Source organism: Tunturibacter gelidoferens (assembly GCF_040358255.1).
In the GTDB taxonomy this organism is placed as follows: Bacteria; Acidobacteriota; Terriglobia; order Terriglobales; family Acidobacteriaceae; genus Edaphobacter; species Edaphobacter gelidiferens.
In genome coordinates this window covers 4,994,472-5,011,606 of record NZ_CP132938.1, presented here as the reverse complement: position 1 = coordinate 5,011,606, position 17,135 = coordinate 4,994,472, and the positions used below count along the sequence as shown (strand labels likewise).

General features: G+C 55.0%; 10 protein-coding genes. 4 read left to right on the top strand and 6 right to left on the bottom strand.

Annotation, left to right across the window (positions count from 1 at the left end):
- Positions 1-38 precede the first annotated feature (38 nt).
- On the top strand, positions 39-1,556 hold the full coding sequence (locus RBB81_RS21625; RefSeq protein ID WP_353072101.1) for an aldehyde dehydrogenase family protein: 1,518 nt from the start codon (positions 39-41) through the stop codon (positions 1,554-1,556).
- Here RBB81_RS21625 and RBB81_RS21620 read toward each other — a convergent pair whose 3' ends face one another.
- The 5 genes from RBB81_RS21620 to RBB81_RS21600 form a co-directional block, all read right to left on the bottom strand.
- On the bottom strand, positions 1,557-2,300 hold the full coding sequence (locus RBB81_RS21620; protein WP_353072100.1) for a hypothetical protein: 744 nt from the start codon (positions 2,298-2,300) through the stop codon (positions 1,557-1,559). It abuts the gene before it with no gap.
- A 33-nt stretch (positions 2,301-2,333) separates the two neighbouring features.
- Positions 2,334-3,794 carry a hypothetical protein gene (locus RBB81_RS21615; RefSeq protein ID WP_353072099.1) on the bottom strand — a complete coding sequence of 487 codons (1,461 nt, stop codon included), beginning with the start codon at positions 3,792-3,794 and terminating at the stop codon, positions 2,334-2,336.
- Between the two features lie 183 nt (positions 3,795-3,977).
- Entirely contained in the window at positions 3,978-6,512 is a 2,535-nt protein-coding gene (locus RBB81_RS21610; RefSeq protein WP_353072098.1) for a hypothetical protein, read from the bottom strand.
- 628 nt (positions 6,513-7,140) lie between these two features.
- Positions 7,141-7,458, bottom strand: a complete 318-nt coding sequence (locus RBB81_RS21605) for an IS110 family transposase (protein ID WP_353073960.1) — start codon at positions 7,456-7,458, stop codon at positions 7,141-7,143.
- A 453-nt stretch (positions 7,459-7,911) separates the two neighbouring features.
- Positions 7,912-9,900, bottom strand: a complete 1,989-nt coding sequence (locus RBB81_RS21600; protein WP_353072097.1) for a tetratricopeptide repeat protein — start codon at positions 9,898-9,900, stop codon at positions 7,912-7,914.
- A gap of 218 nt (positions 9,901-10,118) precedes the next feature.
- Between RBB81_RS21600 and RBB81_RS21595 the strand changes: the two genes are divergently transcribed.
- The 3 genes from RBB81_RS21595 to RBB81_RS21585 all read left to right on the top strand — a co-directional run bounded on the left by RBB81_RS21595 (position 10,119) and on the right by RBB81_RS21585 (position 13,033).
- On the top strand, positions 10,119-11,171 hold the full coding sequence (locus RBB81_RS21595; protein ID WP_353072096.1) for a sigma 54-interacting transcriptional regulator: 1,053 nt from the start codon (positions 10,119-10,121) through the stop codon (positions 11,169-11,171).
- A 130-nt stretch (positions 11,172-11,301) separates the two neighbouring features.
- Complete coding sequence (locus tag RBB81_RS21590) at positions 11,302-12,036, top strand: EAL and HDOD domain-containing protein (protein ID WP_353072095.1); 735 nt, start codon at positions 11,302-11,304, stop codon at positions 12,034-12,036.
- Between the two features lie 451 nt (positions 12,037-12,487).
- A complete protein-coding gene (locus RBB81_RS21585; RefSeq protein WP_353072094.1) occupies positions 12,488-13,033 on the top strand; it encodes a hypothetical protein in 546 nt (181 codons plus the stop codon).
- 1,260 nt (positions 13,034-14,293) lie between these two features.
- Here RBB81_RS21585 and RBB81_RS21580 read toward each other — a convergent pair.
- Complete coding sequence (locus tag RBB81_RS21580; RefSeq protein WP_353072093.1) at positions 14,294-16,234, bottom strand: TPR end-of-group domain-containing protein; 1,941 nt, start codon at positions 16,232-16,234, stop codon at positions 14,294-14,296.
- Positions 16,235-17,135 lie beyond the last annotated feature (901 nt).

Here is a 17,135-nt window from a genome sequence, read left to right as displayed (position 1 = left end):
GCAGTGCATTGCCACAGCCTTGATCAAAGGAGACGAGTATGACTACGGTGCAAATGCAGGTCCCCACGCAAGACTTCCACCAACAAGCTTCGGCGCTCAGGCCCGAGACGCGGATGGTTATCGATGGCAAACTGGTCGATGCCATCTCCGGCCAACGATTTGAAACGGTCAACCCGGCGAACGATGAAACGTTAGCATCGGTACCGATGGGGGGCGTCGAGGATGTAGATCTCGCGGTGACCTCGGCGCGTGCGGCATTCAGGGCGGGAGTTTGGTCTCGACTGGAGCCGCGCGCCCGCATGCAGGTGATGTACCGAATGGCCGATCTAATCACGGAAAATGCACTTCGTTTGGGACTCATGGATTCAGTCAATGTCGGCAAGCCTATCGCCGACATGCTCAATGCAAATGGCGACGTCGCTGCCGCAGCCTTGACCTTCCGGTTCTTCGGCGAAGCCATCGACAAGGTCGAAGGAGTAGTAACGACAACGGCCCCGAATGCGTTCCACTATATTGTGCGCCAGCCAATCGGCGTGGTTGCCTGTATTGCACCCTGGAACTATCCGCTGCTGATTGCGGCGTGGAAGGTGGCGCCGGCTCTCGCGATCGGCAACTCCGTCATTCTCAAACCGGCACAGATCTCACCCTTTTCAGCAACCTTACTGGGACAGCTCTTTCTGGAAGCCGGCGGGCCGCCGGGCGTCCTCAACATAGTCCATGGAACAGGCGGTACGGTGGGCAAAGCTCTTGCGCTTCACCCAGACGTCAACAAGATCAGTTTCACGGGTTCGACCGATGTCGGAAAGATGATGATGGTGTATTCGGGTCAATCGAATCTGAAGCGGGTCACCGTGGAGACAGGTGGCAAGTCGCCGCAGATCATCACTGCCAATGTGCCCGATCTCGACGTTGCGGTCGAATATGCGGTCAACGGCATTTACGGCAATAAGGGAGAGATGTGCAGCGCCGGTTCGCGCCTCCTGGTGGATGCCAGTATTCATGATGATTTTGTAGAGAGGTTCAAAGCCAGAACACGCCAGACCGTCCTGATCGGAGATCCACTGGACACCGCGACTACGATGGGGCCGTTGGCTAGCCGAAATCAGCAAACGAGCGTTCTTTCAGAAATAAATCTCGCAACGCAGGAAGGCGCCAAGCTGGTGTTGGGCGGCCAAACGCCGGAGGGATTCGACCACGGAGCCTATGTTGAACCTACTTTGTTCACTGGGGTGAACAACGGGATGCGAATCGCGCGTGAGGAAGTCTTTGGACCGGTGGCCACCGTGCTGCCGTTTGAGACAATCGATGAAGCTGTCGCCATCGCCAATGACAGCATTTATGGATTGTCGGCCAGTGTGTGGACATCGGACGTTACCACCGCGCACAAAGTAGCTCGCGACCTGGAGGCCGGCGTTGTGTGGGTGAACTGTTACGACCTGGGAGATATGACGCAACCTTGGGGCGGCTTCAAGCAGTCAGGCATCGGCCGCGATAAGTGTTTGGATACGCTGAACGCAGTCAGTGAGTCAAAGTCAGTCTGGATCAACCTGGACTAGTTATGGCGTTGGAACGCCCAGGCTGACCCCGTCATAGTTTTTCGGCGTTGGCCATGGTCCCTCCTGCTCAATATCCACCAAGCTTGTGGGAAGCAGCGGCGTGCGCTGGTTGAGCTTTGAATGATCGCGCACCTGTTTCAGCGCAGTTAGCTCTTTTAGGTATTGCAGATAGCCCTTGGCAACCTGCTGTCCTTCAGGATCGTGATACAGATCGTTCAGGCCGAGGACTCTGCCTTCGCCGAGCAAACGAAAGTCCGGGTTATTTCCCGCCATGTTGATCTCATTCTCCAATTCCAGCCCGGCCAGAACGATTCCATTGGCGTCCAGCTTATCCATCACCTGCTGAAAATATTGCCGGGAAAGATCAGGATCGAGGTAGGACATCGGCGGACCTTCCCACATCCCCGGAAACTCCTTGGGACGATAGGGCCGCACGGGAGCGTTAGGAGCATATTTGCCATGGAGGATCAGAACAGTCGCAATGTTCTGGGCATAGGCCCGCTTCATAAAATCTATGTTCTTATCCAGATCCTCTTCGATCCCAAACCTGATGACGCGGATTCCGGCTGATTTGATGTGAGCAAGGTTGGCATCCTGGTCTGCTGCGTTGAATTGCAAGGGATGAACGAAGTTGACTCCTCGGACGACGTCCTGAGCGGAAGCCGCGCCGAATTCGAAAAGCAACGAAAGAAATGTCATGGCGTAGAGAACTACTGAAAAACCAGATCGCTCAGTTGCTGGCACGAATATCTCCTTCACCTTGACGGTCAACTTTATTTATTGTTCCAGGGTATACCCGAGTAATTTCTCTGAGTCTCCCAGCTTCTCGCAGTCCGGCTCATTGGACGCGAAGTGAGACTGATCCTTGGAGTTGTAGCAACGGTAAAGTGGGATCGTTCCTAGTTGCGCTTTCGCATACACCCAACCCGCTGTGCGCAGGCGTCGATAGTTGTTAGTCTCGCAAAATCCTTTCTCTGCGAGCATATGGTCAGGATGTCCGGGCCGCTGAGTAACGCAGTCTTCCAGTTCGACGGAGGGTTTGGCTTCATCGGCAACCGTCATCAGATAACCGGACTCTTTCTCAAGTTTGTAAGAACTGTAATTGCCGGGAACAGGAGCCGTAGTAGACCAGCGATCATGCAGCGCTGCGTCATACCAACGTGCCAGCAGAATACCGATTTGCGATGAGACGGGTTTGCTTGATAGCGACACGGTTACATCGCGGAAGACGAGGTACTCCATCTCGCGGCCTTCATGGGGTGGCCAATAAGCATAGACCAGCAGCCACGAATTCGAGAGCTGATTGGCTCCTGTTTTTGCATCGAGCAAGACTGGATACAGAATGCGTTCGTAGGGAGGGGGAAGCGCGGATGTTGCAGGATCGAGCCCCAAGAGCGGCTCTGGCAGACTGGCAAGCGTCGTATGGTCGTTACTTAGGAAGAGCCCCAGTCCGCCATGCACCCAGCCTGTGAACACCAGTTCGCCAGTTGTTGCCCAGCGGGCTACGCTGACGCCTGAACCATTCATGAGACGCGTCGCATCGCCTCCCAGTCCCGGTTGGTCCCACCGGCCTTGAAAGAACTTCGCCCACTTGCCAGGTAGCGGATCGGAGACAGGTCCGCGCGCCACGATGAGCGCTCCATCCCTATTCCGGAAGCAGTAGGCGTAGTAGTAGCCGTCCTGCCCATTAACCGTGCTGCAGGAGCCTTCCCCCGTTTGTTTATTGGCAGTGGGCATATCCGTGCCAGTGAGAATTTGTCCGTAGCTCTTCCAGGTCAATCCATAGTCGGTAGAGACAGCAAGGGACGTCGACATATGGGTTTGAAAATTGGCTTGGTAGTGGCACGCGGTTTCGGCATGGATAAAACCGACGGTCGTATTGCCAACAGGCTCGGTATGGTTCAGCCATTGCCCGCAGGAGTCATATGTTTCGGGCCTACCGGGACTGAGAACGGTGCGCTCCGGGCCACCCATATCCCACGGAGAATGCCCATCGATCGCGTACGTCTCGCTGTGCGCGTCAAAGCCGCGGAAGCCTCCATTGGGAAGGGGGATCTCAGTGAAGTGATTGTCTATGACAGCCACGACGGGGCCGCGCACGATACGGGGAAGACCAACACGGACCTGAATGCACTGAAGGCAGGCAGTAGAGTCCGGCTGCACATTCGCTGTGCTCTGTGCCCAGACCGTACCGGACAGCAACGAAAGAACTGTCACAGTGCAGAAAACTGCGGGCATGTTTATTCGCTTCATTTTGAGCATGCGTTTGTTTAGACCCAATTGAGTTGTCAGAGTTTTGGTCGCAGTGCAACAAGCCAAAACAAAGATCAAGACAGCCATTAGGGGGGCTGAAAGATCACTCTGCTTGTAGATCTCAACGACCCAATGCATGAATGATCGCCGAGTGGTTTGCCGTTCGGGTCATTGCTTCAGATCGTAGCCGAGCAGGGCCTCCCGCTTTCCCATACCGTTACAGTCCTCGCTGTTGGAGGCAAAATGGGAGTGCTCGGTATCTGAGTAGCAGCGATACACGGGTTGTGTGCTGGGCTGTGCGGTCGCATAGACGAATCCCGCACTGCGCAAGCGTTGATAATCCTGCGTCTCGCAGACACCTTTCTGATTAAGGATGCGGTCGGGATGACCGGGCCATTTGCTGATGCATTCTTCGAGCTCAACCGTAGGCCGGGATGGATCGGGAATGGTCATCATGTACCCGAGCTGAGCGACAAGCCGGTAAGCAGAATAGTTGCCGGGGACAGGCGCGATGGTCGTCCAGTGATCATGCGAGATCGCGTCGTACCAGTGTGTGAGCATCTCTCCCACCAATGGCTCGCCTGGTGCCCGAGTCCATGAGATGTCGACCGGCCGAAAGACCAGGTAGCGCTTGCCAAAGCTCTCGCCGGGATTGAGATACATATACGTCAGCAACCAGTGGTCGCCCAGTTGGTTGAGGCCAGTCGTGGCATCGATGAGATCGGGATAGGAGATGAGTTCGAGACCGTTTTTACGCGACCAGTCACCGGGCTCAGCCAACACCAGAGGCTGCGGGAGCACAGAAACAAAATGCAAGTGATCGCTCGAGGCGATCAGGCCAAGCCCCCCTTTGACCCAGTTGACACCAAGGGTCTCGCCAGCTGTATTCCACCAAGCAGAGCCACTTCCGTCGATTTTGCTGGACTGGCCGCCAACGCCAGACTGAGACCAGGTGCCATTGAAATATTTCTTCCACTGGCCGGGACCAAGATTGGAAGATGGAGCGCGAGCAGCAAATGCATAACCACCGTCCCATGAGTGCCCCCCATTGTGAAGGCAATAGGCATAGTCGTAATCGTCCTGCCCGCGCACAACATTGGTGCAACTGTCGCCGGTCTCCTTGCCATCCGCGGGCGGATCGGTGCCGGTAATGATCGGCCCTGCAGTCTTCCAGGTCAGGCCATAGTCGGTAGAGGTCGCGAGAGCCATGCTGGCGTGGGTCTGTCCGCCGCGAGCATAGTTGCAGGCTGTTTCGTTGTGGTTCCAGCCATAGAGCGTCCGGCCTTCGAGCTCGACATGCACGATCCACTGGCCGCAGGAATCCGGGGTGTTGGGTGGTCCGGGCTTAACCACGGCCACGCCTGCTCCACCCATGTCGTAGGGGTGACTGCCGTCGATGGCCCATGTCGTTCCGCCAGCTGTGAAGCCGCGAAATTTTCCGTCAGGAAGCTGAATAGCGGTGAACGCGGCGTCGGCGATGTTGGGTGCCGGTCCTCGGGCGACGAGCGGGACCCCAACGCGAATGCGAAGCGTAGCGGTGGGATCGGGCATATTGACTTGCCCCGGCGGAGCAATGGCTTGCCGACCGCTTTCTGTGAGAGCGCCGCAGCGATAGACACTGTCGACGTCAACTGTCTTTGACCATGGATCGGAATTCCAGGCAAAGTAGTCGATGCCGATGAGGCGATGCTCGGTAGCGAACGCGTCGAAGTCATGGCGGAGTTCTTCGATGAGAAGCGTGCGGTTGGCTTCATTTGGCGGGCAGGAAATGTCGCTGTTGGGAAAGCCCCATTCAGTGATCCAGCAGGGCTTTCCTTCCGATGAGCCTTCGGGACGGCATAGCGCCAAGTCCACGTCGGTTAGCCGGTCGAGCCTCCCTGCCGCTGCAGCAGGATTGCCGGGCTGCGAACTGGAAGGGTAGGTGTGAATACCGTAAGCATCGACCAGGAAATCTAATCCGTGCGCGCGGAGAAACGCTATCGTTGCGGCGAGACTGACCATGTCCTCTTTTTTGTTGTTGTAGAGCTTATCTCCATCTCTAGCATTGACCAGGCCTGCGGAGATGATAGACGCCATTCGATTCAGACGGGAATGGTCGCGGACCTCTTTGAGCGCAGCCAGTATTTTGATGTACTGAAGAAACCCTTGCGCAATTTGCTTTCCCTCGGGATCGTTGTTGAGATCCTCGATGTTCAGGATTTTCCCCTCGCCCGGCAGAGGAAACTCCGGGTTAAAAGCGGCCCAGTTAATCTCGTTGCCGAGTTCCACGCCCGCCAGGCGAACGTTGTTCGCATCGAGGCTGTCGAAGAGTTTCTGGAAGATGGCCTTAGAAGCTGCGGGATCGGCCCATGAGAGTGGATGTCCGCCCCACATTTGCGGAAACTGATCAGGTTGGTAAGGCCGGGATGGCGCGTTGGGCAGATATTCGGCACTAACGATCAGCTGGAGACTGATACCGTGCGCAGCGGCTCGCTTTGCAAAATCGATACCTTTGTCGTCATTCGAGATGCCGCAGCGAATGACCTGTACGGAAGCCGCCTTGAGCTGATCGAGCAGCGCATTCTGATTAGCGACACTCGCGCGCATTGGATTGACAACATTGGCTCCTACAACCAGATTCTGTCCTCTAACCAGCGCCGGCCCGACGAGCAAGAAGGTGATAAACCAGGCTGCCAATAGTCCTGTACGGTTGACTCCATCCATGCGAACCCTCTCCCTATACTCAATTTGGAGAAACCTGGAGCTGCACTGTGCCCCGGACATCCATAGAGACACGACGGTATGATCCATGTTGCGACTGGATTACACAGACCATCGCCGCACACCCCACAACTCTGCATTGAGGATAGGGTTGTAGCCGGAAGTAGTAATGCCGCTTCCGCCCCCGAAAAGAGGATAGCCGATGAGAAAATTCCTTTTCACAGTTGCGACGGCTTGCTCTCTTGTTGCAATCAAAACATACCGACGGATGCCCAAGTGAGTCCAAAGAGCCAAAGGAAATGCAAACCTGCTCTGAACGTTCTTTTCCTCGTCACCCTTGGATTATGCCGCATGACGGATGCACAGCAGGCGGAACCCGTTCCGCCAAAACCTGATCTTTATTCTCTGAACACGGCGATCTCCAAGGGCGTTGTGAGTACACGGATGAGCCTATTCAGCGCGACCGACCAGAAACACGTCCTCGACACGATCCAGGGTCTCGATCCAGGCATGATCTACGCCACCTACGTGGGGGTATGGGGCACGATCCGGCAACAGGACTTGAATTCAGCGGAACAGCTTGCCGGTAAATTGCGGCAACTCCTGCCACATACGATTCTGGGCGGTGGCGTCAACGAATCCGTGTCGCTTTCCATTCCGCCACAGACCTTAACCTGCGGTGGACAACTGGGAATAAGAACATTTGCTCCCGCAGCGATGATCGATTCCAAGCAAAAAACGCCTTTGCGTGCGGATCGCAACGTGATGCGACCAGGGCCGACATGTAAAGCGCTTTCCTCAGGTGACGATTTCCCGCGCGGCTGATGCGGGACGCCCTCCTCACTGAGCTTCCTGATATTTCATGCGCAGGATCAAGGCCGCCATGTGCAACCCATTCTCGCACCGTAAGGTCTGACGGCAGCGTAGATAGTTCCGCGAGCAATTGCATCGCGCTTACCTGTGCGATGCCCGGAATGCTTACCAACAACTCAAATCGCTTGCGGAGCAGATGGTCCTGTCGGACGAGTGTCATTGCTTCGCGCCGAAGTTGGTGGATACGTAGCTCCAGCGATGCCACGGAGCGTTTCAAATCTTGAACAGTGCCCCCGCAGCTCGGTCAAGAGAACCGAGCAGCATGGAATAGCCGAAGCAGGTTCCGTTGTTACCTCCGCTCTGTGCTGAATGAGCGCATTGCCCCCCTCCTGAGAAGGTTGGCCTGCGACGCAAGAAGAAAGTGAGCACCAGAAGCTACTGATGACTCACCAGTCGCCGGCCATTTACAACGCCGTCATTCAGTATCAACTCGCCGATTGCTGCTAGGTCGCGTGTGGTGATCGTGATCCGACCCGAATCGGTTCCGGTGATCCCACCAACGACGCGGCCTCTCGCAGTCAGATTGTATTTATAACGGAAGGCCGACGCGCTGTACCAGGCCATCAAAGCGTACATCGGAGCGCAGCGGGTCCACGCAAGGATCTATTTTGAGATACGTAAGCCCTTTATCATGCGCCGCAAGAGATTTTTCGAGCCATGCGAACGCCTCATCCTTTTCACCTAGCCCGGCATAGACCAGCGCGACTTCGTATCCCCCGATACCACTTTTTTGTACGTGCTCTTCCAACTTCGAAATCGTCCTGTGCGCTTCGGCTACTCGCCCCATTCGAGCGTAAACATTACCGAGGTGGCCTAAAGCGTGGGGGGTATCGCCTAGCTTCTGGAATTCTCCAACGGCGTCTCCATACATGCCTTTCGCCCCGTAAATGACACCCAATTCAAAGGGAAAGAGAAATTCAGGAGGATTGGGCTCCAGCGCAGATGCCCTTTGAAACTGTGCCAGTGCCTGATCATATTGGTGAGCAAAGTAGTAGACGATTCCGGCGGTGATAAATGAGCGGCTGGAAACAGGATCGAGCTGAAGAGTTCGCTTCGCCTCTGCCATCGCCTCGGGCAGGCGGCCTACGCGCTCAAGATAAAGGGCGTAGGCGGTATGGACGGATACCGAGTTAGGATTGAGCTCAAGCGCTCGCCTGAGCTCCTTTTCCGAAGTGCTCCAGTCCCAGCTGAGACTCATCACGGCGCTCGCAAGCTCGGCATGGCCTTCGGGCAGAGCATCATCCAACTCGATCGACTTGGCCGCCTCGCTCTTCTGTCTGGTAAACGCCTCGGTATATGCGAGCCAGCCAGCTTCCCCCATCCAGCCATAGCCATCGGCTAACGCAGCATGCGCCGGCGCGTAGTTGGGATCTGTATCAATTGCCTTCTGCAAATAACCGATGGCCTTTCGGGGGTCTCCCACATTCGCATTCAGCAGGTGAATGCCCAACAGATAAAGATCTTGGGCTTCCGTGTTGACGGGGCGCGAACGCGCCAGACGCGCTTGCTCCTGTGGCGTCACGTTAATACTGACCTCGTCGGCAATTGCTTGCGCCACCTCGCCCTGCAACATCAGAACGCTGGTCAGGTCGCGCACGTAGCTCCGGGCCCAGATGTGCTGATCGTTCCTGGCATCGATCAACTGAGCGGTGATTCGCACCTGTTTACCCTCGCGCGCCATGGACCCTTCCACGATCGCATCCACTCCCAGTTCCCGGGCGATTTCGGGCAGCGTCTTCTTCGTCCCCTTATAAGTCATCGCCGAGGTCCGTGAGATAACGCGTAGCGCAGAAACCTGGCCGAGGTCGGCAATCAATTCTTCCGTCATGCCGTCAGCGAAGTAGTCTTGCCTCGGATCGCCTGAGAGGTTTTGCAGGGGCAAGATTGCGACGGAGCGAATCTCTGGCCGTGCATTTGACTCCCTAAACCACCTTTTGAAGCCCACGTAGCCGATCATCGCAATCAGGCCTGATCCGAGCAAGACGCCGACCAGCACGTGCGGCGCGCGGCGCAAATGCTTCCCGGGAAGACGGGGTGGCTCGTCGATTTTCGCCTCTGGTTTCTCCCCGGACTTTTCTTGGGCGGTGGTTTGTTCCGCGAAAGCCGGGAGATCAGTTTCGGCGAGTGGCGAAGCCGATGCTTCCAAAGATTCCCACTGGAACTTCGGCACATAGGACCCGGTCGGAAGTTCGATACGGACTGCCGGGGGTTTTTCTGATTCCTGATAGTGCTGCGCCAGCTTCTTTCGGACCTCTGTGGCTTTGACACGGACCACCGCGTCATTTGCGGTGTCGTAGTCGATCGGACGCCCAAACATCTCGGCTCCAATCATCCGCTCGCGCAGGCAATCGAGTCGCCCTGCCAGCGCATGCTCAACGATCAGTTGGAGAAAGTCCTGAGCACGCTTGCTCCCCGCAAACGCGCGACTCGCGACCACCTCTTTGAGATGATCGCGCACCAAACCGGCCCGTTCCGGACTGAGTTCGTCCGGCTTCGAAACTGGATCGGTTGTGGACATATGCCCCTTTGCTTCTGTTTGAGTGACTTTATCACAGCGAACGTACCTTTGAGTGCACAACAAACGCTCCCCCACTGCGCGCTTAACTCTTTGAAAAAACAGGCACTCATCGGCTGGTCACCCAACAAACTGTTCCGAACATTCCACCTGCGCGGAACGGGTGTTTTCATGGCTGGCAGACCACCATTCAGTCGGGACAACAGTAGGAGATGAAGTCCATGCAGACAAATGAGCGATTCGCCTGCCGCCAAGGCGCAGGGCTCTGTATGAACGATTTTCGGGATAAACAAGGACCCTTCGCTCAGCGGTGTGGTAGAGCGACGAGCGAACAGAAGCGGAAATCAAACAGCGTTCGGGAAGAGCCCCTGTCTTTTCAGCACGACATCGCCAGCTCGCGCCTGGACGAAGACTTTTTTGGCTCTTCGGAGGCGCTCCTGCCCGCCCTTGTGTATGTGCCACGTGTTGCGGCGAAAGATTGTACCGTTCTGATCACCGGCGAGATCGGGACGGGAACGGAGTTGGTCGCGAGGGCCATTCATAGATTGTCATATCGTTCCCCCCAGGCGTTCGTCCGCGCAAATTGCGCGGCGATTCCGCCTGAGCGAATAGCATCCGAGCTACTCGGTCGCCAGAAAGGTAGCCGGTCTCAGGCGACGGAACCACGTCCCGGCCGCTTCCAATTGGCCGAGGGGGGGACGATCTTTTTGGAAGGCATCGGAAAGCTGTCGGCGGAGTCACAGCTCGCTCTGCTGCGGGTTCTGCAAGAGATAGAATCAGAGCTCGCAGGCGAAGGCGACTCGATCCGATCGGGCGTGCGGCTGATCGCTGCCACCCATCGCGACTTGGGAGCTGCCACAGCGAACGGGACCTTTCGCAGCGACCTATTTGATCGGCTTAACGGAATCCCAATCATGGTTCCTCCCCTGCGTGAGCGGAAAGAATACATCCCCATGCTGGCCTGGTATTTTCTCACTCACTACGCTGGAACAGCAGGGAAGAAATTACCGAGCCTGACTAGATCGGTCATGGATCTGCTTCAGTCCTATCCCTGGCCAGGCAACATGCGAGAGCTGCAGAGGGTGATGGAACGATTCGTGAATCACTGTGAAGCGAAAAGCTTTACGGTCGACGCGAAGTGCGTTCCCTGGGAGTCCATTTCGGCCCGCACCTCCGTCCGGGCGGAATCCGGAGAGCTACTACCCAGTGAGAAGGAGCTTCTTGAGCATGCATTGATGGAAATGCTAGCGGAACTCCCCGGCTGGGAAGCTTGAGTCTCCCGGGATCAGGGAATCATGGGGAATATATGAATGGAGAAGTTTACAGAAGAAGTTGAGCAGGAAAGCCTTACTTGGAGTTCTCGCACTGCGACTTGGTTAATCAAAAAACTACAAGGAGACTCTTTTGAATATCTTCGGCTCAGTGCGGCGCCGTCGTAAGACTCTAAGGCTGGGTGATAGTTTTCGGAACTGGATGAAGGCTCAATGGACTAGTTCTGATTCCCGTAATCATCGCTTTCTTGCGCTCCAACCGATCTTCAATCGCCAGAGAGAGATTTTCGGCTACGAAGTGTTGTCCCGTTCGGGATGGGATAACCGGTTCACTGGAGACTCCGATGCGGCAACGCAGATGATGGTTGACGACTGGATGTTTCATGGGATCCACGAACACACAGGAGGATATCGCATCTTCCTGAATTGCACGCGTGAAGCATTAGTAGGAGGGTTGTTGACGCTGCTTCCGCCTGCGACCGTGCTTGAGCTGCTCGAAACGGTTGAGCCAGACGAAGAGGTCCTGGCTGCCTGCCGCAGAATGAAAGCATTGGGTTACCATATTGCGCTCGATGACTTTCAGGATTCCGAAAAAATGGAACGTCTGATTGCGCTGGCAGACTATGTCAAGGTCGATTTTCGGCTCTCCGGTAAGGAAGAGCGTAGGGAGATCATCCGTCGCCTCAAGAGGAGTGCCGCGACGCTCGTTGCGGAAAAAATCGAAACCAACGAAGAATTTGAAGTGGCTCTTGCAGAAGGATTCCAGCTATTTCAGGGATATTATTTAGGGCGTCCTAAGGTCTTTTCGAAACGAAAAGTTTCGACTAACGATGTAAACCATTTCCGTCGAATGACAGCACTCAGCTAGTTCACTCACATTCAATGTGAGAAAGCGACGAAGCCGGTGAGGTTAAAAGCCTTCATCTGCTACCGGCTGTTGCGGCAGGTGCACTCAGCAGCTATTGAAGAACAAAATCAGTTCAAGGAGGATAAGAATGCGTTCAGATCTGGTATTCGATGCAATGGCGTGCGTTTCAGGCCGTTTTCTACTTACCAAGCTCGTCTCGAAGACAACCCGCAGACTCCATAAACCCAATACTCGCATACAGGAAACGACGAATGCTGTACTCGTACGCTTCAGTCGTGCCAACCCAATAGCAACCGTGCGGCGTATCCCGCAAATGACAACCGTTTCGTTGCGCCGCGCAAGCTGAGATGCAGACCTTGCCCGCGTCCAAAGCGCTCTCTACCGAGAGGAATGATGTCAGCCTCTGAACGCGGTTGGATCAAATGCAATCGACCTACTGGACAGACCAGAAATGAAAGAGGTGAATATGCTGGAGCCGATGGACATCTTTGACGAAAGAGCCACAATCAAACTCTTGACTGAAGAGATGCACAGTCTGTACCTGTTCTCGTTCCTACTAACCGCTGACAATGATATCGCTGAGCAGTGTTATGTCTGCGGGCTGGGAGAATGCGTGGAGGGAATCAGCGTTTTCATGGATTGGGCACGTTCATGGGCGCGCCGCACGATTCTCAAGCATGCAATACGGATAATCATGCCTGCGCCAGAGCACACTGATAACTTGTCGTCGATCAGTCTCAAAGGGGTGGCAGCATTAGGAAAGAACAACCTCTTTGCCGCCATTGTCGCACTCAGTGCCTTCGAGCGTTTTGTCTTCGTCATGTCAGTTCTCGAAAAACAGTCCGACGCAGATTGCTCGATGCTTCTAAGATGCTCGCGACGGGATGTTATGATTGCCCGCGAGTTGGCACTCAAGCGTCTTACAAACACAGATGATGGCTATGATCAATCCGCGTGGGCTGCCCGATTTTTTGAACCAGATGGACTATTAGCGTAGTGCGCAATTCCCTAAGCATGGTTGCGAAATCAGTGTAAATTAAAGTGCCCGGCCCGAAAGATGGGTCTCGTTGAAGGATTCTATGAAGGCAGTGTCGGTCGACTAGAGAAATCGATCTTCACTCCGTTTCGGTATGCCCACAGGCCCATTACTTGATTGCGGAACTCGGCAGCGTTTGGCATAAATCACGAGGACCGCTCGATATAGGGTGCGTTGGTGAAAGTCGGGGGAGATCGATTCCATAAGCTGACAATGCTTGCCATCACGACGCCAAACGAAGTTGTCTTGTCACGCGCCGATATGGATAGATCTACCAAATAAACACGACAAGTCGGTTTGCATCTCAATGACAGTTTCTCAACACCACTTCGAGAAAATCGTTCCCCCGCAGGGTAGGCTGCCTGAACATTGCATACGTCCTGGTGGCCTACTTCTCTTTACCGAATAGCTCAGCTGACGTTCGGGAAGGCGTATTCGCCTATTTGAAATAGACGAAACGCGCGAGGGAAACGATGCTGCAACCTATGGATGGCGCACTCGACTAACTCCTCTCCTATCTCGCTTTCGCGTGTGAGAAGGAAGGTACGGTTCACGAGGCCAGATGGCAGATGCGCCAAAGGCTCCAGAACGCTCTTGAAGAGCTACCGAGTTTCGTACATCCATAGATTGTCAACTTCGATTTGGAGGTCTAAGGAGCGAATGCCTGATCCCTTCAGCTTCCTTCTTTTTCGTGGGCCATGTTCCCAGGCACTCCCATTGCAAACTCTCTTTGTCCAACCTGCGCACGATAAATACGGATGAATGCCTGCGGCCGATCTCCGTAGCGGTACTCGTTTGACTGCAAGAACCCAAATGGTGCCCCTTTCGAAAAGACTTGGTTTCATAACAACAGCAGATCCCATTGCGCGGAATGTTCGAAACAGTTTGTTGAGCGCACTGCAGAGGGCTCTGTTTGTTTTCAAAGAATTACCTATCACACAGCTGGCCGTTTGGTGTCTCCTGAAAGGCACGTTTTCTGTTGGAGAAAGTCTCACAAACGAAAACGCCGGGAGGTGTCAGCTACAACTGTTTCGGTGGGTGGACGCGGCGGAAGCCACGGAACGTTTGTGTGTATTTGCTATCTAGTGCGACCCTCTATATTAGAAATACCGACTCAGCGGCGTTCAGCTGCTACGAGCGGCCCCCTCAATAGACAGTTTGCGGATTCATTCTCAGTTGGACAACCACCATCCAAACGGCTAACTCCCCATTCGTGAGCTCTTATGATGGCAGGCCGACGCGCCGCACCAAATCCTGGAAGCGCGAGTCCGAGCGTAGCGGATCCAGGCAGGGGTCTATTTTTAGATAAGTAAGCCCTTTATCACGCACCACGAACGATTTTTCCAGCCAAGAGAACGCCTCGTTCTTTTCGCCCAGTCCGGCGTAGACTAGCGCGATTTCATACCTGCCGATACCGGTCTTTTGTAGGTGATCCTGCAATTTCGAAATCATCTCGCGCGCCTCAATGACCTTTCCCATTCTGGCGTAAGCGTTGCCCATGTGGCCTAAAGCATGAGGAGCCCCTCCCAGCTCTTGAAATTTTTGAATAGCCTCTTCGTACATGCCCTTTTCCACATAAATGACACCGAGAGGAAAGGCTATTTCAGAAGGACTGTTTTGCAATTCAGATACTCGTTGCATCTGCGCCAGTGATTTGTCATATTGGCGGGCAAAGTAGTAGTTCCAAGCAGAATTGATAGACGTGCGACTGGAAACGGGATCGAGTTGCAACGCCACTTTTGACTCTGAGATCGCTTCGGCAATGTGGCCCATCCGTTCCAGGTAGCTGGAGTATGCCCAGCGGACCTGGGCTGAGCTTGGATTGAGCTCAAGCGCCCGTTTAAACTCATTTCCCTGAGTACTCCAATCCCAATCAAGATTCATTGCGGCATTAGCCAGTTCGACGTGGCCTTCGGGAAGAGCGTCATCGAGTTGGATCGCTTTGATTGCTTCCGTCTTCTGCCAGGGAAACGCCTCCGAGTAAGGCATCCAGCCAGCTTCCCCCATCCATCCGTAGCTTCTGGCCAATGCGGCATGCGCCTGGGCGTAGTTGGGATCTTTGTCTATCGCCTTCTGAAGATAGCCGATTGCGTCTCTCGGGTCTCCCGCATTTAAGCGTTGCGCGCCCTGTAGATACAGCTCCTGCGCTTCTGGGTCGACCGTACGGACGCGGGCGAGGCGTGCCAGTTCCTGCGGTGTCATGTGAATGCTGATTTCATCAGCAATTGTTTGCGCGACTTCACCTTGCAACGCGAGCACGCTCGTCAGGTCGCGTACATAGTTGCGCGACCAGATGTGTTGATCGTTTCTGGCATCGATCAACTGTGCAGTGATTCGCACCTGGCGACCCTCTCGCAGTACTGAACCTTCCACCACCGCGTCCACGGACAATTCGCGAGCGATCTCGGGCAGAGTTTTCTTCGTACCCTTGTAACTCATCGCCGAGGTCCGGGATATAACACGCAGAGCTGAGACTTGACCCAGATCGGAAATCAGCTCTTCCGTCATGCCATCTGCGAAATAGTCTTGTTGCGAATCGCCCGAGAGATTCTGAAGGGGCAGGATCGCGATGGAGTGAACCTCGGGTCTTGTACTGGGCCGCTTGGGCCAGACTGTGAAGCCGATGTAGCCAGCTGCGGCAAGGAAAGCCAGTCCAGCCAGAGCTCCGACCAACACACGCGGGGTGCGGCTTGCAGTCTCACCCGTGGCATGGGACGCGTCCTGAGTTGTGGCCGATTCCGCAAAAGCTACGGGAGCAGTTTCCGTGGGCGGCTCGGACAGCCTCTCCAAGAATTCCCATTGGAACCTCGGCACATACGATCCGACTGGAAGCTCGATCCGGACTGCAGGTTGTTTTTCTGCTTCCTGATAGTACTGGGCCAGCTTCCTCCGAACTTCCGTGGCTTTGACGCGGACTACTGCATCGTTCGCAGTGTCGTAGTCCACAGGGCGCCCGAACATCTCGGCCCCGATCATGCGCTCTCGCAGGTTATCAAGCCGGCCTGCCACCGCGTGTTCGACGATAAGTTGAAGAAAGTCCTGAGCGCGCTTGCTCCCCGCAAACGCCGGGCTCACGATTATCTCCATAAGGTGATCGCGCACCAAACAGACCTGTTCCCGACTGAGTTCCGCCGACGTCGAAACTGGATCTGTTGTCGACATACCACTCTTGATCCTGCCTGACAGACTTTATCACAGCAGCGAACATGCCCTACAGCGGATAACAAACGGTCAGCGAGTGCGCGCGTAACTCTATGAAAAAACTACTACTCATCCGCAGGAGACCGAACAAACTGTTTCGAACATTCCGCCCGGCATGAAATTGGTGTTGTCTTAGGGAGAAGACGGTTCGTACGGGTAACGGAGCTGTTGAATGTCTCGCAATCGGGCTGCAACTAGTCAAGCATTGGCTGAACCCTGATCAGAACCTGCGAGTACCAGCCTGCTAGCTTTTGGCATCTATTAGGAGATCATGATCGATATTGCGAGCTGGAACGTAGATTCAATTCGAGCTCGACTTGAACACGTCACAGCGTGGCTGAAGGCAAGGCAACCCGATGTGCTCTTGCTAAAGGAATTAAACGGAACAGGTTTTCCAGCCGGACGTGTTCCAGAAGCTTGGGTACGAGGGCGTAGCCGTGACCCAGAACGCTTATAACGGCGTCGCGATCTTGTCTCGTTACAGACGGCTCGCGGCGGAATCCACGGGAATCATCGGTAGAATCGGGAGTCGTCCTCCTCGAAGCGGCGAAAGGGAACTGCGATGAACGTGACGCACTTTACGAATACCTAGCTGCGGATGAGGAAGCTACTCGATTCAATCCGATTCACAAGCTCGGAGAGTCCCCCTTTCTCCAGAACTCCATTGGGTTCTGGCAGAAGGTGGAGGGGATCTCTTCGATTGGATAAGGGCCGCGCCGATCTCTCAGGTGAGGATTGCACTCAAGTTCGGCGTTGAAACGGAAGTATCCAGCTCCTGGTCTGGGGACGTGAGAGTCGTCCCTCACAAGGGCAGAACAAAGGTTGTTCCGTATTACCGGCTAAGCACTCTGGAAGACGCGCT

What these genes read in the sequence shown, in the direction of transcription:
- RBB81_RS21605 (WP_353073960.1), bottom strand. Translation starts at nt 7,458, where the DNA reads ATGCAATTGCTCGCGGAACTATCTACGCTGCCGTCAGACCTTACGGTG.
- RBB81_RS21595 (WP_353072096.1), top strand. Translation starts at nt 10,119, where the DNA reads ATGCAGACAAATGAGCGATTCGCCTGCCGCCAAGGCGCAGGGCTCTGT.
- RBB81_RS21580 (WP_353072093.1), bottom strand. Translation starts at nt 16,234, where the DNA reads ATGTCGACAACAGATCCAGTTTCGACGTCGGCGGAACTCAGTCGGGAA.
- RBB81_RS21585 (WP_353072094.1), top strand. Translation starts at nt 12,488, where the DNA reads ATGAAAGAGGTGAATATGCTGGAGCCGATGGACATCTTTGACGAAAGA.
- RBB81_RS21615 (WP_353072099.1), bottom strand. Translation starts at nt 3,794, where the DNA reads ATGCCCGCAGTTTTCTGCACTGTGACAGTTCTTTCGTTGCTGTCCGGT.
- RBB81_RS21625 (WP_353072101.1), top strand. Translation starts at nt 39, where the DNA reads ATGACTACGGTGCAAATGCAGGTCCCCACGCAAGACTTCCACCAACAA.
- RBB81_RS21600 (WP_353072097.1), bottom strand. Translation starts at nt 9,900, where the DNA reads ATGTCCACAACCGATCCAGTTTCGAAGCCGGACGAACTCAGTCCGGAA.
- RBB81_RS21610 (WP_353072098.1), bottom strand. Translation starts at nt 6,512, where the DNA reads ATGGATGGAGTCAACCGTACAGGACTATTGGCAGCCTGGTTTATCACC.